General features: G+C 63.8%; 17 protein-coding genes. All 17 read right to left on the bottom strand.

Going from position 1 to position 20,427, the window contains the following annotated elements; all coding sequences use genetic code 11:
• Nucleotides 1-26: 26 nt before the first annotated feature.
• The 17 genes from B0G57_RS21950 to leuC all read right to left on the bottom strand — a co-directional run bounded on the left by B0G57_RS21950 (nt 27) and on the right by leuC (nt 20,092).
• A complete protein-coding gene (locus tag B0G57_RS21950) occupies nt 27-1,676 on the bottom strand; it encodes a hypothetical protein (protein WP_018439797.1) in 1,650 nt (549 codons plus the stop codon).
• Between the two features lie 626 nt (nt 1,677-2,302).
• Nucleotides 2,303-3,850 (bottom strand): amidophosphoribosyltransferase, encoded by a 1,548-nt coding sequence (gene purF / locus B0G57_RS21945; protein WP_018439798.1) that lies wholly within the window; start codon nt 3,848-3,850, stop codon nt 2,303-2,305.
• 83 nt (nt 3,851-3,933) lie between these two features.
• The gene (locus tag B0G57_RS21940) at nt 3,934-4,428 is read right to left on the bottom strand and encodes a CvpA family protein (RefSeq protein WP_018439799.1); all 495 of its coding nucleotides are present in this window, start codon (nt 4,426-4,428) and stop codon (nt 3,934-3,936) included.
• Nucleotides 4,429-4,437: 9 nt separating this feature from the next.
• Nucleotides 4,438-5,373, bottom strand: coding sequence for an SPOR domain-containing protein (locus B0G57_RS21935; RefSeq protein WP_018439800.1), 936 nt, complete (start codon nt 5,371-5,373; stop codon nt 4,438-4,440).
• A 33-nt stretch (nt 5,374-5,406) separates the two neighbouring features.
• Nucleotides 5,407-6,717, bottom strand: a complete 1,311-nt coding sequence (gene folC, locus B0G57_RS21930; RefSeq protein WP_018439801.1) for a bifunctional tetrahydrofolate synthase/dihydrofolate synthase — start codon at nt 6,715-6,717, stop codon at nt 5,407-5,409.
• Nucleotides 6,718-6,729: 12 nt separating this feature from the next.
• Entirely contained in the window at nt 6,730-7,602 is an 873-nt protein-coding gene (gene accD / locus B0G57_RS21925) for an acetyl-CoA carboxylase, carboxyltransferase subunit beta (RefSeq protein WP_020566089.1), read from the bottom strand.
• A 28-nt stretch (nt 7,603-7,630) separates the two neighbouring features.
• Nucleotides 7,631-8,431, bottom strand: coding sequence for a tryptophan synthase subunit alpha (trpA, locus tag B0G57_RS21920; protein ID WP_018439803.1), 801 nt, complete (start codon nt 8,429-8,431; stop codon nt 7,631-7,633).
• 77 nt (nt 8,432-8,508) lie between these two features.
• Nucleotides 8,509-9,363, bottom strand: a complete 855-nt coding sequence (locus B0G57_RS21915) for a DNA-methyltransferase (RefSeq protein ID WP_018439804.1) — start codon at nt 9,361-9,363, stop codon at nt 8,509-8,511.
• 11 nt (nt 9,364-9,374) lie between these two features.
• On the bottom strand, nt 9,375-10,568 hold the full coding sequence (gene trpB / locus B0G57_RS21910; protein ID WP_018439805.1) for a tryptophan synthase subunit beta: 1,194 nt from the start codon (nt 10,566-10,568) through the stop codon (nt 9,375-9,377).
• A 67-nt stretch (nt 10,569-10,635) separates the two neighbouring features.
• Complete coding sequence (locus B0G57_RS21905; RefSeq protein ID WP_018439806.1) at nt 10,636-11,346, bottom strand: phosphoribosylanthranilate isomerase; 711 nt, start codon at nt 11,344-11,346, stop codon at nt 10,636-10,638.
• A 55-nt stretch (nt 11,347-11,401) separates the two neighbouring features.
• Nucleotides 11,402-12,199 carry a tRNA pseudouridine(38-40) synthase TruA gene (truA, locus tag B0G57_RS21900; protein ID WP_018439807.1) on the bottom strand — a complete coding sequence of 266 codons (798 nt, stop codon included), beginning with the start codon at nt 12,197-12,199 and terminating at the stop codon, nt 11,402-11,404.
• A gap of 20 nt (nt 12,200-12,219) precedes the next feature.
• Entirely contained in the window at nt 12,220-14,955 is a 2,736-nt protein-coding gene (locus B0G57_RS21895; protein ID WP_018439808.1) for a FimV/HubP family polar landmark protein, read from the bottom strand.
• 167 nt (nt 14,956-15,122) lie between these two features.
• Nucleotides 15,123-16,244: an aspartate-semialdehyde dehydrogenase gene (asd, locus tag B0G57_RS21890; protein ID WP_018439809.1), complete on the bottom strand. Its 1,122-nt coding sequence runs from the start codon at nt 16,242-16,244 to the stop codon at nt 15,123-15,125.
• A 340-nt stretch (nt 16,245-16,584) separates the two neighbouring features.
• Nucleotides 16,585-17,652: a 3-isopropylmalate dehydrogenase gene (gene leuB / locus B0G57_RS21885; protein ID WP_018439811.1), complete on the bottom strand. Its 1,068-nt coding sequence runs from the start codon at nt 17,650-17,652 to the stop codon at nt 16,585-16,587.
• A gap of 135 nt (nt 17,653-17,787) precedes the next feature.
• A complete protein-coding gene (leuD, locus tag B0G57_RS21880; RefSeq protein ID WP_018439812.1) occupies nt 17,788-18,438 on the bottom strand; it encodes a 3-isopropylmalate dehydratase small subunit in 651 nt (216 codons plus the stop codon).
• A gap of 100 nt (nt 18,439-18,538) precedes the next feature.
• The gene (locus B0G57_RS31440) at nt 18,539-18,679 is read right to left on the bottom strand and encodes a hypothetical protein (RefSeq protein ID WP_018439813.1); all 141 of its coding nucleotides are present in this window, start codon (nt 18,677-18,679) and stop codon (nt 18,539-18,541) included.
• A gap of 3 nt (nt 18,680-18,682) precedes the next feature.
• On the bottom strand, nt 18,683-20,092 hold the full coding sequence (gene leuC, locus B0G57_RS21875) for a 3-isopropylmalate dehydratase large subunit (RefSeq protein ID WP_018439814.1): 1,410 nt from the start codon (nt 20,090-20,092) through the stop codon (nt 18,683-18,685).
• Nucleotides 20,093-20,427 lie beyond the last annotated feature (335 nt).

Raw genomic sequence — 20,427 nt, 5'->3', positions numbered from 1 at the left:
GTCGCATGCCGGATAGGACTGATTTCTCAGCCAATCCCTGTTCCCACCGAAATCGTGTTGAACTGAAATTCAAAGACACCCGAGTACACGGCTGTACTCGGAGCAGCGCCGTCATGGACTACGCTGTATTGAACGGACATCGTGGGTTCGTCACCGCTACTCTTGAAATCCTGACCGTACTCGGCAAACCGGTCCGGAGGAACCGGCAGCGTAATGCTTCTCTTGTTGCCATCGATGTCGTTGGTCTGATCCAGAACATGAGATAACGAAGGCGTTCCCAGCGGCTTTGGTGCACCGGTCGCATCCCACCCGTTCAGGTAGAAGGTCACGGTAATCTGATCCTTGTCCTGCGGTGTCCAGTCGCTTCCATCGGTGCTCCACGGCACCTCAACGTTGAGTCCCTGCGCGATGATGTTCGCGGTCAGGATGGCAACCGAGGCAGTCTGGGGAATCTTGGGCGCTCCGTACTTTGAATTGGTTTGAGGCGGTATGCCCTGCGTAAATCCCGGGTCAATGGAGTACCAAAGCGTGCTCGGCGTCGAGAGAACCGGGGCCGACGGCAAGCCAGCTTGATTACGCCATGCGACGTATTGAACGGTGTTCTCCGTCGGTTGATCCGATGTTGGAGGGATCAGTCGGAAATCATTCGACGGAATGGTGAATACAGTAACGTAATCGTTTGGTGTATAGCTAATAGTTGGCACCGTGGAAGGCGACTGGCCATTCACGAGCAACACCAGACTGTCGCCGCTTTCGAGCGCTCCCTGCTCGGGGGTCGGAATATAGAAGTGCAAGTAGTACATATCCTGTGTGACATGAACGACCTCGTCCGACGCCTCTTTAACTTTTGGCCCAGGCAAATACCCAGAAGCCTCCCCGGTGATGAGATCCGCAATCACTATCGTCCCGACTGGCGCATCGACATCATTGCCCAGCTTCATATTGAGTCGATAGACAGCGTTATCGTTCGTCGCAGCAACTACCCAAACTTTCAATTGTTGGTTGTCGCTAGTCAAGGTGTCCAGCGCGATGGTTTTACCATCCGATGAAACTGTGGAAACTTGCGTGGATGCCGTTTCGTTGTCGCCCGAGTAAAATGCGACGCCGGACAACGCTTGGCCATTCTGATCGGTAACCAAGGGGGCGAATTTGCCGGTAATTGCCGTTGCGGAATTGGCCTTGTCCTGGATCCTGGCACTAATGCCCAACTGTTGGGTACCATCTACGGTTGGCTGCGACGGTGACGAGACGCTTTGCAACAGGACCGTTCTTGGAACTACGGCGTCCTGGAGCTTGACTGGCTTGCCCCTTCCGACGTCAGGCAGCGCCCCCCTCGGATTGCTCGAATCTTGGAGATTGCTGTCATAGATCATGCCTCGCATGGTAATCGAATCCTGGCCATTCGGATTGACGATGCCATCACAGGTCCAAGGGCCAGAGAGGTTCGAACTGATATCCTGCGTGAGCTGACTTTCCGCGGATGGATAGGCGATGATTCCAACAAACGGGGAACTTATTTGGAACTGCAGATTTTTTCCGTATGTCGGCAAATCGACCGCCTTGCTCGGCGTAATGGACATCTTCACCTTTTGGCCACTGTAAGGTGTGGATTGATCCAGCGATGCAGTGATTTTCAAGTCACCTTTCACAGGCTTCGGATTTTCTCTCACGTCCATACCCACCTCCGCGTTCTCATTCAATCAGTAAGCGCACGCACACCGAGGGGCTCTATTGTAAAAAATCGCCCAGCACCCATAAAGCTGCCCCAAGAACTCTGGCCTGCGCCGCTCGGCGCATACCGCCAGAAAAAAATATCACTCCATAGAAAGGATACCAATCCTAAATCAATCATCAAAAAACGATACGATCGATAGACATTCCGAGCTCATTATTGCATTGCATCAATTATCTGGGAATGCGAAAGTTCTCATCATGAGTTTCGCAATTCACCGTCCTGCGATAAAGGATACTACCGGCTCGCTTGGCAATACCTGATAGTTCTGATAGTGGGAGGCAGTGGAGCCGCGTGTTAATGCGACTCCGGAGGAGTGGGATTCGCCTTAGCGGGTGCGACGATCCCGCCGTCGAGTCTCGCCGACTGGGCGCCGCTGAACAGATCGGAATGGAATACCCACCCCCGATTGGCTCGCTTGGATATCATGGGTACCGCATCGAGCATAGGCACGTAGCTCAACGAGGATGCCCGAATAACGACAAGCCCGCTCGGCATAAGCCGAAGCGGGCTTGCAAAAAAGACAGCGCCTGATTACGCGCGCTCGGTTGCGCTGCTAAAAGCTGCCAACTACTCCACCGACAACTGCAAATGCAGCTGAGACCGCGTCACCGTACTATCGGTGACATCGCCGGCCGAATCACGATCGGCTTGAGAAGCCGGCGCTGTACGGGCGCGTTCGATGACGTCGAGATATTCAGTCGTCACGTCGCCAGTGATGTAATCGCCATCGAAGCAGGACGCCTCGAACCGCGACAGCGACGGATTGATATCGCGCACCGCCTGCTTCAGCGCATCGACGTCCTGATACACGAGGTAATCGGCGCCGATGATCTTCGCGACCTCATCATCCGTCCGCCCATGCGCGACCAGCTCGCCGCGCGTCGGCATATCGATGCCATAGACATTCGGAAACTTCACGGGCGGCGCCGCCGAAGCGAAGATCACCTTGTTCGCGCCCGCATCGCGCGCCATCTGGACGATCTCGTGCGAAGTCGTGCCGCGCACGATCGAATCGTCGACGATCAGTACATTCTTACCCTTGAACTCGATCGCCATCGCATTGAGCTTCTGGCGTACCGACTTCTTGCGCACAGCCTGTCCCGGCATGATGAACGTGCGGCCGACATAGCGGTTCTTGAAAAACCCTTCCCGGTATTCAACGCCAAGCTTCGCCGCCACCTGCATGGCAGCGGGACGCGATGAATCGGGAATCGGCATCACCACATCGATCTTCACGTCGGGCAGCTCACGCTTGATCTTCTCGGCGAGATAGTCGCCCATGCGCAGCCGCACGTTGTAGACGGGCACGCCGTCGAGCACCGAATCGGGACGCGCGAGATAGACGTACTCGAAGATGCAGGGGTTCAGGCTCGGCTTCTCCGCGCATTGCTGGCTATGCAGGTGGCCGTCGTTGTCGATGAAGATCGCCTCGCCCGGCGCGACGTCGCGCACGAACTCGAAACCGATGCCTTCCACGGCCACCGATTCGGACGCCACGATCCACTCCACGCCCTCGTTCGTTTCCTGCTTGCCGATACAAAGCGGCCGGATGCCGAACGGATCACGGAATGCAAGCAAACCGTAGCCCGCAATCAGCGAAACGATCGCATAGGAGCCGCGCACTCGCCGATGAACACCGGCCACCGCCTTGAACACGGTCTCGGGATCGAGTTGGAGACCCGAAGTCGCAAGCTGCATCTCGTGGGCGAGCACGTTCAGCAATACTTCAGTGTCCGAATCGGTGTTCACATGACGGCGGTCGATACGGAACATTTCGTCCTTCAACTGCCGCCAATTCGTGAGATTGCCGTTATGCGCGAGGATGATGCCGAACGGCGCGTTCACGTAAAACGGCTGCGCTTCCTCTTCGCTCGTCGCCGAGCCAGCCGTCGGGTAGCGCACCTGGCCGATGCCCACGGTGCCGGGCAGGCTGCGCATGTTGCGCGTGCGGAACACATCGCGCACCATGCCGTTCGCCTTGTACATGTGGAATGTGCTGCCGTTCGCCGTGGCGATGCCGGCTGCATCCTGACCCCGATGCTGCAACAGCAGGAGGCTGTCGTAGATCAGCTGGTTGACCGGGGAGTGGGAGACTACGCCTACGATGCCGCACATGGCAGGTCCTTCAAGAATACGAAAATCAGGTTGGCGCACGCGCCTCGGAGCCCTGAGGCCCGGAGGGCCCGCCCGTCACCGCCTCAGATCCGCACGTACTCGGCGAGCGCCTGAGGCAGGAACGGTTTCAGCTTGTGCACGCCGTCCACGGCATAGGGCCGCAGCAGCGCGTCACGCCAGAATTCCTTTGTCGGCAGCTCGGTCAGCCCCGCCAGCGCGACGAGCACGAGCACCATCGCCACGCCGCGCGCAAAGCCGAACATCAGGCCGAGCGACCGATCGACGCCGTTCAGCCCGCTAGCCGCCACGACGCGCGTGACGAGCGCGCCGAGCACGCCCGCGACGATCACCACGCCGACCATGACCGCGGCGAAAGCCAGCAGCCACTGCGTCAACGCACCGCCGGGCCAGTCAGCTGGAATATAGGGCACCAAACGGTCGACGTAACGGCACGCCACAAAAAAAGCCGCGATCCAGCCGATCAGGCCAAAAATCTCCGACAGCAACCCGCGCCAGGCTCCGCGCAGCGCCGAGAGCAAGATGACGGCCAGTGCGGCGTAGTCGAACGCGGTCAGCATGCTCACGCGTTACTGCGCCGCATTGGCCGTGAGCCCCGCCTCGCGCACTTTGGCGATGGCGGCCGAGGCCGCGGCGCGGTCGGGGAACGGCCCGGCGCGCAACAGTGCGCGCGTGGATCCGTCGGCTTGCTTGCGGTTTTCGATGTATGCCGGAACGCCCGCCGCCTTCAGCTTGCTTTCCCAGCGGCGCGCGCTTGCGTCGTCGGAGAAGATACCGAGCTGAACGGCAAAACGCGCGCCGGGAGGCGCCGCCGGCGTGCCCGAATCGGCATTTGCCGCGCTCGGCGCGGGCATCGGAGTGGGCTTCGCGGTCTGCGCTTGCGTCTGAGCCTGCGGTTTCGCGGCCGGCGCAACGGGCGCCTGCTGCGCGGGCTGCCCGGCTCGGGCAGTGGCACGCGGCGGCGTTGCCGCCTTGGCCGATTGCGTCGATTCAGTCGATTTGGTCGATTGGGCTGCGGAGTGCGCTGACTGTTCCGCCTTCGATTGAGTCGATGCCTGGGCTTCCGATGCCTTTCCCGCATCGGCGCTCGGCGGCGTCACGCCTGCCGCGGCCTGCGCGCCGGTATCGGAATCGGGCGCGACGCCTGCCTGCGTGTCGGCCTGGTCGTCCGCCGCGCGGCGCGGCACGCTGATGGGCCGGTTTGGAATATCGATGGCGATGTCGTCGGTTACGGGCTTCGGGTGCGAATCGAGCACCATCGGCAGCACGACCACCGCCGCAATCACGAGCGCGATCGCGCCAACCAGCCGGCGGCGCGCACGCTGCTTTTCAGGCAGCGTCGGGTCGAGCAGCATCGCATCGGCGTCGTAACCGGTATTGCCCGAGGCGCTCTCGCCGCTGCGCTCCGTGCGGCGACGACGCGGCTCGCCGCGCGCGGAGGATTTGGCATTGCCGCCGCGCCGGCGCGGCGCGTCGTCTTTATTGCCGAACGAGAAAAATCCCATGAATCGCTGAATTCCTGGCGCGCCTCGGAACCGTCAATGTTGCCGCGACTTGCGGTAGGCCATCACGCCGCCCACCGTATAGAAACTGCCGAAAACCAAGATTCTATCATCGTCTGTCGCTCGGCTCATGGCATCCTGGAAGGCGTCGGCGGGGGTCGCGAAGCGCGTCACGCTGCTGTCGGACTCATCCGTGACGCCGGCGCGGCGCAATTCGGCCTCGAGCAGCTCCGCTGAAGCCGCGCGCCCGATCGGCAAATCCGTCACACACCAGTGATCGATTTCGCCCTTCAACAGTCCGACGATACCCTCGATGTCCTTGTCACGCATGGCGCCGAAGACGGCGTACGTGTACCGGTAAAAGCCCATGCTACCGAGGTTCTGGGCAAGAACCGCGGCCGCATGCGGATTGTGGGCCACGTCGAGAATGATCGCCGGTCGGCCCGGCAGCACCTGGAAGCGCCCAGGCAATTCGACATTGGCAAGACCCAGCCGCACGTCCTGCGCGGAAACCGGCAGTTGCCCGCGCAGTGCTTCGAGCGCCGCGAGCGCCGCCGACGTATTGATGAGCTGGTTCGCGCCGCGCAGCGCCGGATAAGCGAGCGACGATCGCCGCAGACCACGCCCGACGTAGCTCCATTGTTGCCGCTCGCTGCCGGCCTGGCCTTCGTAGCGGAAGTCCCGTCCGAAGAGCCACAGATCGGCGCCGATCGCGTCAGCGTGGTCGACGAGCGTGTGCGGGGCGGCGGGATCGGCGCAAATCGCCGGCTTCCCCGACCGGAAAATCCCGGCCTTCTCGAGCGCGATCTTTTCGCGCGTGTCGCCGAGGTACTCGGTATGGTCGAGATCGATGCTCGTCACAATCGCACAGTCGGTATCGATGACGTTCACCGCATCGAGCCGGCCGCCCAAGCCTACTTCGAGAATGACCGCGTCGAGCCCGCGCGACGCGAAAAGGTGGAGGATCGCCAGCGTCGTGAACTCGAAATAAGTCAGCGAAACGGGCTCCGGCAGGCTTCGGCGCGCGGCTTCGACGGCTTCGAAATGCGGGAGCAACTCGGCATCGGTGGCGTTTTGCCCGTCGATGCGCGCGCGCTCGTTGAACTCGAGCAGGTGCGGCGAAGTGTGGCAGCCGATATGGTAGCCGGCGGCGAGCAGGATCGATTCGAGGATCGCGCAGGTCGAGCCCTTGCCGTTCGTGCCGCCGACGGTGATGACCGGACATGGGAGCGTCAACCGCAGCGCATCCTTCACCTTGCCGATGCGGGCGAGCCCCATGTCGATGCCGACTGGGTGCGCCGACTCGAGATGCGCGAGCCAGGCGTCGAGCGTCGAAAAAGTAGTCACAACGTCGTCGATTTACGCCACTGCGTCGGCCGGCTGCCGTGTCATCAGCGCGATGAGTCTGGCGATCTCTTCGCGCAGCTTGCGGCGATCGACGATCATGTCGATCGCTCCCTTTTGCAGCAGGAATTCGGCGCGCTGGAAGCCCTCGGGTAGCTTCTCACGCACGGTCTGCTCGATCACGCGCGGTCCGGCGAAGCCGATCAGCGCCTTCGGCTCGGCGATGACGACATCGCCGAGGAACGCGAAGCTCGCCGAGACACCGCCCATCGTCGGATCGGTCAGCACGGAAATGAACGGCAGCTTCGCATCGGAGAGCTTCGTCAGCAACGCCGTGGTCTTCGCCATCTGCATCAGCGAAAGCAGGCTTTCCTGCATGCGCGCGCCGCCCGAAGCCGTGACGCAGATAAAAGGCACCTGTTGCTCGAGCGCATTCGTCGCGCCGCGCACGAAGCGCTCGCCGACCACCGAGCCCATCGAGCCGCCCATGAACGAGAATTCGAAGCAGGCCACGACGACGGGCAGCGTATGAATCGCGCCGCCCATGACGACCATGGCGTCGGTTTCTCCCGTCTCGTCCATCGCATCCTTGATGCGATCGGGATATTTGCGGCTGTCCTTGAACTTGAGCGCGTCGACGGGCACGATTTCCTGGCCGATCTCGTAGCGTCCTTCTGCGTCGAGCAGCGCGTCGAGCCGCGCGCGTGCGCCGATCCGCATGTGGTGGCTGCATTTCGGGCACACATGCAGATTCGCCTCGACGTCGTTGCGGTAGAGCACCGCCTCGCACGACGGACACTTGACCCACAGGCCCTCGGGGATCCCCTTGCGGCTTTTCGGGTCGGTCTGCTTGATCTTCGGCGGCAGCAGTTTATCGAGCCAGCTCATCGTCGTTCCTTTTAATTGGTCTTGGAAGTCACGCCCCGTCGAGCGCACGCCGCACTTCGGCGATGAATTCCGTCAGCGTCGTCACGGCCGCTTCGGGCGGCGTTTCTTCCAGCAGCTGCACGATACGGCTGCCGATCACCACGGCATCGGCCACTTCGGCCACCGCGCGCGCCGTTCGCGCGTCGCGAATACCGAAACCGACGCCCACCGGCAGGGGCACATGCGACTTGATGGCCGGGATTTTACTCGCGATGCTGGAAACGTCCAGATGCGCCGCGCCCGTCACCCCTTTGAGCGACACATAGTAGACGTAACCGCTCGCCACCTGGCTGACGGCCGCGATGCGCGCGTCGGTCGACGTCGGCGCGAGCAGGAAGATCGGATCGACGCCGGCCGCGCGCATGCGCTCGGCGAAATCGGCCGATTCCTCAGGCGGATAGTCGACGACAAGGACCCCGTCGACACCCGCGTCCACCGCCGCGGCCGCGAAGGCGTCGATGCCCATGCATTCGATCGGGTTCGCATAGCCCATCAGCACGACGGGCGTCTTGTCATCGCGCTCGCGAAAGCGCTTGACGTCGGCCAGCACCTGGCGCAACGAGACGCCGCGCGCGAGCGCCCGCTCCGACGAACGCTGGATCACCGGACCGTCCGCCATCGGATCGGAAAACGGCACGCCGAGTTCAATGACGTCGGCGCCGCCCGCGGCGAGCGCGTGCATGAAGTCGACCGTTTTCGACGGGTCCGGATCGCCGGCCGTGATGAACGGGATCAACCCTTTTCTCTGTTGCGCGGCGAGCGCCGCAAAAGTCTTTTCGATACGGGACATGATTTTTTCTCTTGAATCAAGATTGCATCGGCCGAGCCTTCGGTCGTCGGGCTCTTTGCATCGAGCCCGCGTCCAGTTCAGGCGACGGCACTCGCGCCGGAGCGCTCGCCGCAGGCCGCGGCCACGCGCTCGCGCGCGATCGCGCAATAGCTTTCGTTGATCTCGTAGCCGACGAACGCGCGCCCATGACGCGCGCATGCGACAGCCGTCGTACCGCTGCCCATGAACGGATCGAGCACGCGGCCGCCCGGCGGGCAGCTTGAGAGCACCATCCGTTCGACGATCTCGAGCGGCTTTTGCGTCGGGTGGTCGACGCGCTCGGCATGTTGCCGATGCAAGCGCGAAACCGACCAGACGTCCTTCGGGTTGTAGCCGAGCTCGAGCCATCTGCTGCCCTCGAAGAGCTTGCGCGAGCGCGCCTTCTTCGTTGCGGCGTCGTACGGGATGCGCACCGGATCGAGATCGAAGTAGTAATCCCTCGAAACCGCGAAGAAGCCGATGTTGTCGTGCACCGACGTGAAGCGGCGCGTCGTGCCACCCATGCTCGGCACGCGACGGTCCCAGATGATCTCGTTCACCATCTTCAGCTTCGTCTTCAGGAACGAGAAGATCTCGGGCGCGTACTGCCACGTGCAGAAAACATAGAGCGACCCGCTCTCCTTCAGCTTCGGAATCGCCAGCTCGAGCCATTGGCGCGTCCACGACAAAAACGCCTCCCCTGCCAGCATGTCCGAATCGTTGCCGTAGTCCTTGCCGAGCCCATAGGGCGGGTCGGCAACGATCAGGTCGATCGAGGCATCGGCGACGTTCGCGGCATCGGCTAGAAAATCGCGATGACGCAAATCGATCCGGGCAGGCACGGCCGCGACCCGCGCGGGCGCACTGCCCGCGGCCGGCTGCGGTTCGTCGAAGTCGTCGAGGACGTCGCGCATCGCGGCGAGGCTCAGAAGTGAATACCCGAACGCTCGGCGACGGTATGCATGTCTTTGTCGCCACGCCCCGAGAGGTTCACGAGCAGATGCTTGTCGCGTCCGAGCGTCGGCGCGAGCTTTGCCGCATACGCCAGCGCATGGCTCGACTCGAGCGCTGGAATGATGCCCTCGATGCGACAGCAATCGTGAAAAGCCTTCAGCGCCTCTTCGTCCGTGATCGTCACGTACTGAGCACGCCCGCTATCCTTGAGCCACGCGTGCTCGGGACCGACGCCCGGATAGTCGAGCCCTGCCGAAACCGAATGCGTCTCGATGATCTGCCCGTTCTCGTCTTGCAGAAGGTACGTCCGGTTGCCGTGCAGCACGCCAGGGCGGCCGCCCGTCAGCGACGCCGCGTGACGCCCCGTCTCGAGCCCATCCCCGGCCGCCTCGACGCCGACGAGCTTGACCGCCTCGTCATCGATGTACGGATAGAAGATGCCCATCGCGTTCGATCCACCGCCGACGCAGGCAATGACGATGTCGGGCTGACGCCCCGTCATCTCGGGCATCTGCACGCGGCACTCGTCGCCGATCACGCGTTGGAAGTCGCGCACCATCATCGGATATGGATGTGGTCCCGCCACGGTGCCAATGATGTAAAACGTGCTTTCGACGTTGGTCACCCAGTCGCGCATCGCTTCGTTGAGCGCGTCCTTGAGCGTGCGCGAGCCGGACTCTACCGGTACCACCGTCGCGCCGAGCAGCTTCATCCGGTAGACGTTGGCCGCCTGCCGGCGCACGTCCTCGGCGCCCATGTAGACGACGCACTCCATGCCGAAGCGGGCGGCGATCGTCGCCGTCGCGACGCCGTGCTGGCCCGCGCCAGTCTCGGCGATCACGCGCGGCTTGCCCATGCGCTTGGCGAGCAGCGCCTGACCGATGACGTTGTTGACCTTGTGCGCGCCCGTGTGATTGAGGTCTTCACGCTTCAGATAGACTTTCGCGCCGCCGAGCAGCTCGCTCCAACGCTGCGCGTGATAGATCGGCGACGGCCGGCCGACGAAGTGCTTCAGCTCGCGCTCGTATTCGGCGACGAACGCCGGATCCACGCGGAACTTCTCATAGGCGAGGCGCAGTTCGTCGAGGGCATGGACGAGCGTTTCCGCCACGAACGTGCCGCCGTAGGGGCCGAAATGGCCTCTTTGATCGGGAAGGTTGTACATATTCGTCACTCCGATGAGCGGCGGCGCCGGCGCTCTGCCGGGACATCCGTGCCGCGCCGCCTTCGATTCATCCGGCGTCCGCGTCGCGCACCGCGCGTACGAACGCCGCCATCCGGGCGGGATCCTTCACGCCCTTGGCGCCCGGCACTTCGATGCCGCTCGAGACATCGACAGCGAACGGGCGCACGCGACGAATCGCGTCACCGACGTTTTGCGCGTTCAAGCCACCACTCAAAACGGCCCGACGCCCGAGCTCTTCGGGGATAAGTGACCAATCGAAAATCTTCCCGCCGCCGCCGTACCCTTCGACGTGCGTATCGAAGAGCAGGCCGCCGGCTGCTGAATAATTAAGCGCCGATTCTACCAAATCGGCGCGCTTCGTATCGGCGCCGACGCGCAGCGCCCGCAGCCACGGCAGGCCGGCGAGGTTGGCAAGCGCCTCGCATTGCGCGGGCGTCTCGTCGCCGTGGAACTGCAGCATCGCGAGCGGCACGTTGCTCGTCACCTCGCTCATCCATTCGGGCGATGCGTTGACGAAGAGGCCGACCGCGGAAACGAACGGCGGCAGCCGCTTCACGAGATCGATGGCTTCGGCCACGCCGACGAAACGCGGGCTCTGCGGATAGAAGACGAGGCCGATCGCATCGGCGCCGAGCTCGACGGCCAGCTCGACATCGGATTCGCGCGAAAGGCCGCATAGCTTGACCCGCGTGCGGTGCGGGATGTCGCCGGCAAACGGCGACGGTGAGGGTGTCGATGAGGGGGCGGTTGCGTTCATGGTCTCGTCTTCGCGGGCTTCAGATTACCTTGCTTTCGATGGGATTGCGTCAGCATCAGTCGGTCCAAACAACGCTCCACGGCACGCTGCCGAGGTTCGCGGCCGGCACGCCGAACGTTTCCGGATAGCCGACGTGCGCGAGATAGAGCCCCTCGGGCATGAACGTCGGCGCGGCGCGGTCCCGGTCGCGGCTGGCCAGGACCTCGGCGAGCCACGACACGGGGTAGCGCCCTCGGCCCACCGCGACGAGGCATCCCATCAGGTTGCGCACCATATGATGCAGGAACGCATTGGCCCGGAAGCGGAAGTGGATCAGGTCGCCGGCACGACGGATGTCGATCTGATACAGGTGCTTGACGGGTGTCTTCGCCTGACATTCGGACGAGCGGAACGCCGAGAAGTCGTGCTCGCCGATGAGGCAGGCCGCCGCCGCGCGCATCGCGTCGATATCGAGCGGCGTATGGACCCAGCCGGCGCGGCCCGCGAGCATCGGCGAGCGGACCGGGTGCACGTGCAGCGCGTAGTAGTAGGTCCGCTCGAATGCCGAAAACCGCGCATGAAACGTCTCCGGCATCGGCTTCGCCCACTGCACCGCCACCTCGGGCGGCAGGAACGCATTCGTTCCGCGCACCCACGAAAAATCGGCGCGCTCAAGCTCGGTGTCGAAATGCACGACTTGGCCAAGCCCGTGCACGCCTGTGTCGGTGCGTCCGGCCACGATCGTGTGGATCGGCGTGCACGCGAAATCGGCGAGCGCGCGCTCGAGCACATCCTGCACCGTCTTGCCGTGCGGCTGCGATTGCCAGCCGCAGAACGCCGTGCCGTCGTATTGGATGCCTAAGGCGATGCGCATCGGGCGGCCGTCTTTGCCGATCAGGACAGTGGAGCGAGCGTGGCGAGCAGCGCATGCGCTTCGGCGCGCGTGCCCGCGTCGTTCGATTCGATCACTTCGTGGATCAACGTCCGCGCGCCGCCCACGTCGCCGAGCGCGATGTACTCGTGCGCCAGCTCGAGCTTATTGCGGGCGATTTTGGCGATCTCCTCGGCCGAGAACATCGGTTGCGCGGGCGTGGCCACCGTCGTCGGCGAGCCCTGCCCGTCACCGGGCAAATCGAGGTCGAACGCCAGGTTCAGGCCGCCGAAGCGTGCAGCGCCGAGGCCCGCTACCGCGGGCGGCGGGGGCATCGGCTCGCCTTCAGGCTCGCCGTGGGGCTCGTGCGCCTCGTGTACCTCACGCGCCTCGTGCGCATTCTGGCCATCGTGCATCCGGTTTACGTCGGGCGCCTCGTGTGCGGGAGCGGCGGCGTGATCCTCGCCGGAATCGGAGGCTCGAGCCCTCTCGATCTCACTATCGCCAAGGTGCGACTGCTCCTCGGGGAGCGGGCTATGCAAGAACTCGTCGAGCTCCAGCTCCTCGTCAGCCGAGTCTGCCGCACCGGCGCCAGCTGCCGGGTCCGGCGCCGAGGCAACATCGTCTACCTGAGACCGATCGTAGCCTTCAGCGCGAGGCGGCAAGGCCATATCGAGATCGTTCAGCGCATCGACGGCCTCCACAGGCAGTACAGTGTGCGGCGGTTCGGATTCGCTGACATTTGCGACCGGCGGATTGTCCGCCTCGGCTTGCGCGGCGTGCTCCGTCGCGTCGCGCCCGTCGGGCGTCACCGCTGCCGCCTCGGCCCCTGCCGCGGCATCGGCGGTTGATGCATCGACGGTTGACGCGTCATCAGCAATGGCAGCAGCACTCGTCTCGTGCGTTTCTTCACGTACAGGCGACCCCTGCTCATCGCGCTGCGCAATGGCTTCGCTTGCACGCGCAGCGGGCGGCTCGTCCTCCGCCGCCGGCGGCGTTGCGCGAACCTCATCTCGAACCGGCGAATGAGACGTCTGCTCATGCGAGGTCGAAGTATCGGGAAGGCCTTCCTCGGCGACGGGCGGCCCTGCGTCCTGATCGGCGGACTGACGTTGCACGGCGGCGGCCGAATGCTCGGGCAACGCACCTTCCTCGCGCTCATCGAGCACTGCCGGCGCAGCCGCTTCCCGCCCCTCGTCCGAAGGCGCGAACAGTGGGTTGTCGGGGTCGAGCTGGCGCCCGAGCAAGGCAATATGCAACCAATTGGGACCCTGACCGCCCGACAGATGCCAGATTCGCTGTGCGATTTCGTCGAAGCCCTTGATATTGCGACGCTCGGCGTAATGGCCGGCGAGCCCCATCAGCGCGCGTTTGCTCGTCGGTGTCCGCGCTAGAGCGGCGAGGTACTCGGCTTCGACGGGATCCTGGCTCGATGTATCGGCCACGAAGGGCTTCGCGGCGTCGCTTCCTTGCGGCGATGCTGCGCCGCCGGCGGCGGCCACTTCCGCCGACGCTGCCGCGCGTGCCGCTCGGCGTTTGCGGCCACCGATCGAAAAGCCGACGGCGAGCACGAGCAACGCCGCGACGACGGCCGAAGCCACGGCTGCGACGACCGGAATAGAACCGTGAGGGACGCGGATGCCGTAGTCCCCAATGCCGATGAACTGCTCGCCAACGGCCGACCCGCGAGCATTCGGGACATGAACGGGCGCCGGCGGCATGCCCGCCTGCGGCGCCGAGCCGCCTTGCGGCGCGCCTGTTGCTCCGCTCGCCGCATTCTCGCTGCTCGCCGATGATTCATGGGATTGCTTGGAAGCAAATCCATGCCGCTGCAGGTCCATCAGCACGCGGTTCTTCAGCGCGAGCAACTGCTGCAAACTCGAAAAACGCGGATGCGGCGTGCTGGCGGGTGATGCACCCGAGACTGGCGCGGCGGCTGCACCTGTGGCGGATGACGCCGCTCCGGGCGTCGGCGCAACGGCGGTGCTGCCTGTTGCACTAACCGGCGCTGGCGCGGCGACCGCGGGTGCTTCGCCGGTTCCGCTTGCTGGGGCCTGCGCGGAAGTGGCGGGCGCCGACTGGATCGTGCCGGTCCAGGCATGTCCCGTTGTGCCACTTGCTGCCAGCGGCGCGCTTGCCGAAGCAGCCGCCGCTTGCGAATGCGGTGTCGATTGCGCGGCGCTGCTGGCCGCCGCGGCAGTCGTCGCCGCGGCCGTAGTGGAAGCCGGCGCAAGGCTCGCATCCACGGATTGGCCTGCCGATGCCCCCGCGGCTTTCTGCGCTGCGCTCGCTGACGCGCCAGCGGCCACACCCGCGGACGCCGGATGCGAGGCGGTAGCCGAGGCCGTGCCAGCCGCCCCGGCACTCGCGCCTGCCGCCGCAGGCGCCGATGCGCCGCCAGCCACGGGTGCGCCCGACGCATCGAGCGGCGGCACGTTGAGCACGGCGCCGAGCTTCATGAGGCTCGGATCGCCGCGCATGAACGCGGACGGATTGGCGTCGAAAATCGCTTTCGCGGCGCGTGCGAGGATGGCTTTGTCGTGCGATTGCGTCGCGGCGATGGCGACATCGTTGAGCGATTGCCCGGGCTTGACCGTGTATTGCGTCGTGGCGGTGGCGGAGGCTGCAGCAGCGGCGCTCGCCGCATCGTCGGCGCGCGCGGCCGACGCGCCGAGCGCGCCCAAGAGCGCGCACGCGGCGACAGTCGAACGGCCAACAACACGCACGGCCCGCAGGCGGAGCGTCGAACGTACCGTCATGAATGCATTCCGCGCCACGAAGCGCGGCCTTGATTGGCGTTGTGGGAAGACAAGATTCGGTTCGGAGCGGCATCGAAAAAGGCGCCGCGGTGCGGCGCCTTTGCGGCTTTACGCGCCAGTCAGCGCGTAGTTTACGCGAGGACGGCCGGCAAGGCCACGCCATCGCCTCACTTGTCGAGCAGGATGCGCAGCATGCGGCGCAGCGGCTCGGCGGCGCCCCACAGCAATTGATCGCCGACGGTAAAGGCGGACAGATACTCGCCGCCCATCGCGAGCTTGCGCAACCGGCCGACCGGCACCGTCAGCGTGCCCGTCACGACGGCCGGCGACAAATCACGCATCGAGGCTTCGCGTTCGTTCGGCACGACCTTCACCCAATCGTTGCCCGAGGCGAGAATCGCGTTCACTTCGTCAAGCGGCACGTCCTTCGTGAGCTTGATCGTGAGCGCCTGCGAGTGGCAGCGCATCGCGCCGATCCGCACGCAGAGGCCATCGACGGGAATCGAGCCCGGCGCGCCCATAGCCGGCCTGCCGAGGATTTTGTTCGTCTCGGCGCCGCCCTTCCATTCCTCCTTCGACATGCCGTTGCCGAGGTCCTTGTCGATCCAGGGGATCAACGAGCCCGCGAGCGGCACGCCGAAGTGCTCGGTCGGCATCGCATCGCCATTCATGGCGGCGAGCACGCGGCGGTCGATATCGAGAATCGCCGAGGACGGATCCTTGAGCTCGTCCTTCACGGCGCCGTTGAGCGTGCCCATCTGCGCGAGCAGCTCGCGCATGTTTTGTGCGCCGGCGCCCGAGGCCGCCTGATAGGTCATCGCCGTCATCCACTCGATGAGGTTCTCGCGGAAGAGCCCGCCGAGCGCCATCAACATCAAGCTGACCGTGCAGTTGCCGCCGATGAAGTTCTTCGTGCCCTTGACGAGCGCGTCCTTGATCACGTTCAGGTTGACCGGATCGAGCACGATGACCGCATCGTCCTTCATCCGCAGCGACGAAGCTGCATCAATCCAATAGCCGTTCCAGCCCGCCGCGCGCAGCTTCGGGAACACTTCGTTCGTGTAGTCGCCACCCTGGCAGGTGATGATGACGTCGCACTTCTTCAGATCGTCGATGCTGGCGGCGTCTTTGAGCTTGGTCTCGTTCTTGGCGAACGACGGGGCGGCGCCGCCCGCATTGCTCGTGCTGAAGAACACCGGTTCGATCAGGTCGAAGTCGCCCTCCTGCTGCATCCGCTGCATCAGGACGCTGCCGACCATGCCGCGCCAACCTACGAGACCTACATTCATGATTTACCCTTCGAGTGGACGCTTCCCCGCAATCTTGCCCGGCGTGACCGCGCGGGGAAGACGGGCGGGCACGGCGGTCGATCAGCGTTTCGTCGTGATCGTTTTGGGGGTAATCGATTTGATCGAAATAATGCCGGCCGCGCCGATGGCGCCGGCAATGGCGAACCCGCCCGCACGAACAGTCATGCCGTGCAGGTTTGAAATCGAGGGGATTTGGGGGATTCGCGCCATCGCGACAGTCTACACGAAAATGCCGATTTTGCGTCGATTTTACGCAAAATCGGCATTAGATTCCGATCATCCGGCGCGCACCCGCACCGGTTTCGACTGGCGTCGGCTCCTACAGAGCAGCGAGAACAGCATCGCCCATTTCGACGGTGCCGACCTGCTTGCCTCCGGGCGTCGCGATATCGGCCGTGCGGTAGCCCGCTTCGAGCACTTTTTGCACCGCTTTCTCGATCCGATCGGCCTGCTCGGCCTTATTGAGCGAGTAACGCAGCATCATCGCGGCCGAGAGAATCGTCGCGAGCGGATTCGCGATGCCCTTGCCGGCAATGTCGGGCGCGGAGCCGTGCGACGGTTCGTAGAGGCCCTTGTTATTCTTGTCGAGCGAGGCCGACGGCAACATGCCGATCGAACCCGTCAACATGGCGGCTTCATCGGAGAGAATGTCGCCGAACATATTGCCCGTCACGATGACGTCGAACGATTTTGGCGCCTTGACGAGTTGCATGGCCGCGTTGTCGACGTACATGTGTGAGAGCTCGACGTCGGCGTACTCCTTCGCCACGTCGATCATCGCCTCTTTCCAGAGCTGCGACGTTTCGAGCACATTCGCCTTGTCGACCGACGTCAACCGCTTGCCGCGCTTTTGCGCCGCCTGGAAGGCAACGTGCGCGATACGGCGCACTTCAGGCTCCGAATAGCGCATCGTATCGAATCCTTCGCGCGCGCCTTCGAAGGCGCCGTCCGGCGCCTGGCGGATTCCACGCGGCGAGCCGAAATAGATGTCCCCGTTCAGCTCGCGCACGATCAGAATGTCGAGCCCCGAAACGATCTCGGGCTTCAACGACGAAGCGCCCGTCAACTGCGGATAGCAGATCGCCGGACGGAAGTTCGCGAAGAGCTGCAGATGCTTGCGCAGGCCAAGAATGGCCTGCTCGGGGCGCAGTGCGCGCTCGAGCGAGTCGTACTTCCAGTCTCCGACGGCGCCGAACAGGATAGCGTCCGCTTCCTTCGCGAGCGCGAGCGTCGAATCGGGCAGCGGGTGCCCCTTCGCTTCATAACCGGCACCGCCGACGGGCGCCTCCTCGAGCTCAAACTTCTCACCGAGCGCGTTGAGTACCTTTACCGCTTCCTTGACGATTTCGGGGCCGATGCCGTCGCCGGGCAGCACTGCGATCTTCATGCGTAATTCCTGTATTGCGTTGTTCGTTGAGATTCCGTAGTCAATCTCGAACCAGAGACGGCAGCAGCGGAGCAAGTAACGACCGCTTCGATCCGAGCCGCGGACATCGACCGACGAGCCCGCCGAGGATGTGCGTCAGCGGACGATCCGATGGCCGAGCCACGGCTGCTTCGCGATCCGCTCCGCTTCGAAGGCGCGAATCTTGTCCGCGTGCCGAAGCGTCAGGCCGATGTCGTCGAAGCCGTTCAGCAAGCAGTACTTGCGGAATGCGTCCACTTCGAACGGGTATTCGCGACCATCAGGACTCCGAACGACTTGCGCGGCGAGATCGATGGTCAACTGATAGCCGTTGAAGGCATACGTCTCGTTGAACAGATGATCGACCTGCTGCTCCGAAAGCACGATCGGCAGCAAGCCGTTCTTGAAGCAGTTGTTATAGAAGATGTCCGCGAAGCTCGGCGCGATCAACGCGCGAAAGCCATACTGCTGCAGCGCCCAGGGCGCATGCTCGCGCGAGCTCCCGCAACCGAAGTTCTTGCGCGCAAGCAGCACCGACGCGCCTTGGTAGCGCGGCTGATTGAGCACGAAGTCGGGATTGAGCGGGCGACACGAGTTGTCCTGGCCCGGCTCGCCATGATCGAGGTAGCGCCACTCGTCGAAGAGATTGGGGCCGAAGCCCGAGCGCTTGATCGATTTCAGAAACTGCTTCGGAATGATCGCGTCCGTATCGACGTTCTCGCGATCGAGCGGCGCGGCAACGCCGGTATGCACGATGAATTTTTCCATGATCCGTCATCCAGATGGATATCGCCTCGGTTATGCAAGGCACCGCCAGCCCGGGCGTTGCCGGACCGGCGCGAGAATAAGCAACGTCAAATCGGGAACGTCATAGGGCGTGCTGAACGGTGCGGGCCGAATCGTGGATGTCCTGGCCGAAGCCCGCCACGGTATTGCAGCCCGCCATCGACATCAACGCTGCCAGCAGCAGAATCAGCGCTGCGCCGCGACCGAAAACACGAGCCTTCATCTGTCACCCCAGCCTGCGAATGTCGACGAAATGCCCTTCGATCGCCGCTGCCGCCGCCATCGCCGGGCTCACGAGATGCGTGCGCCCGCCCGCGCCCTGGCGCCCTTCGAAATTGCGGTTCGACGTCGATGCGCAGCGCTCGCCGGGCTCGAGCCGATCCGCGTTCATCGCGAGGCACATCGAGCACCCCGGTTCGCGCCATTCGAAGCCCGCCTCCGCGAAGACCTTGTCGAGTCCTTCGCGCTCGGCCTGTGCCTTGACGAGCCCGGAGCCCGGCACGACCAGCGCGAGCCGAATGTTCGAGGCGACGCGGCGCCCCAGCTTCTTCACGACGTAGGCCGCTGCGCGCAGATCTTCGATACGCGCGTTCGTGCAGGAACCGATGAATATCTTGTCGAGCTTGATCGACTCGATGGGCGTATTCGGCTCGAGCGCCATGTATTGCAGCGCGCGCTCCATCGCGCCGCGCTTGACCGCGTCTTTCTCGCGCTCGGGATCGGGCACGCGGCCATCGACCGATGTGACCATTTCCGGTGAGGTGCCCCAGGTGACCTGCGGCACGATCTCAGCCGCATTGAGCTCGACGACGCGATCGAAATGCGCATCCGGGTCGGACGTGAACGTCTTCCAGTATTCGACCGCCTGATCCCACTCGACACCCTGCGGCGAGAACGGACGCCCCTTCAGGTACTCGATCGTCGTATCGTCGACGGCGACCATGCCTGCGCGCGCGCCCGCTTCGATCGCCATGTTGCAGACGGTCATGCGGCCCTCCATCGAGAGCGCGCGGATCGTCGAGCCGCCGAACTCGATGGCGTAGCCCGTACCGCCGGCTGTACCGATCTTGCCGATGATCGCGAGCACGATGTCCTTCGCCGTACAGCCGCGCGGCAGCGAGCCCTCGACCTTCACGAGCATGTTCTTGCTCTTCTTCTGCAAGAGCGTTTGCGTGGCCAGCACGTGCTCGACCTCGGATGTGCCGATGCCGTGCGCGAGCGCGCCGAAGGCACCGTGCGTCGAGGTGTGGGAATCGCCGCAGACGATCGTCATGCCCGGCAGCGTCGCGCCCTGCTCGGGACCGATGATATGGACGATGCCCTGGCGCATGTCGTTCATCTTGAACTGCGTGATGCCGTAGGCGTCGCAGTTCGCGTCGAGCGTGTCGACCTGCAGCTTCGAGATCGGGTCGGCGATGCCGTGGCTGCGATCCGTCGTCGGCACGTTATGGTCCGAGACGGCGAGGTTTGCGCTGACGCGCCAGAGCGGCCGCTCGTTGAGCTTCAGGCCTTCGAACGCCTGTGGGCTCGTGACTTCGTGCAGGAGATGGCGATCGATGTAGAGCAACGTGGTGCCGTCGTCTTCCGTGTGGACGACGTGCGAATCCCACAGCTTGTCGTAGAGGGTCTTTGGCATGGCTATGCGGGGTGGTTATACGACGGTTCGACTGTGGTCGATTATGCCACCGTATTCGGCCACATGCATCCCCGACGCGAAAAAACCCTGAAAAAACAGAGAGTTGGGTGGTAGTTTCACTACCTGGATATGGTGACTGGTGATGATTAGTCGCACCCAAGTCGATTGCAGTGATGCAGCGACCAGATCAGGTTGACACCCAAAACTGTTCGCGCCAGAAGCTAGCCAACTGTAGCGGCCGCGAGCGCTTGCGTCGACTAGTCGTCCTCATGTTCCATAGCTTCTTTAACCCTTCGCTGACGCGCTATTGCGTAACGCGCGTCCTTGAGGAGTGC

Origin of the sequence: Trinickia symbiotica (genome assembly GCF_002934455.1) — a bacterium.
Lineage (GTDB): Bacteria > Pseudomonadota > Gammaproteobacteria > Burkholderiales > Burkholderiaceae > Trinickia > Trinickia symbiotica.
This window is presented reverse-complemented; position numbering and strand designations above follow the sequence as displayed.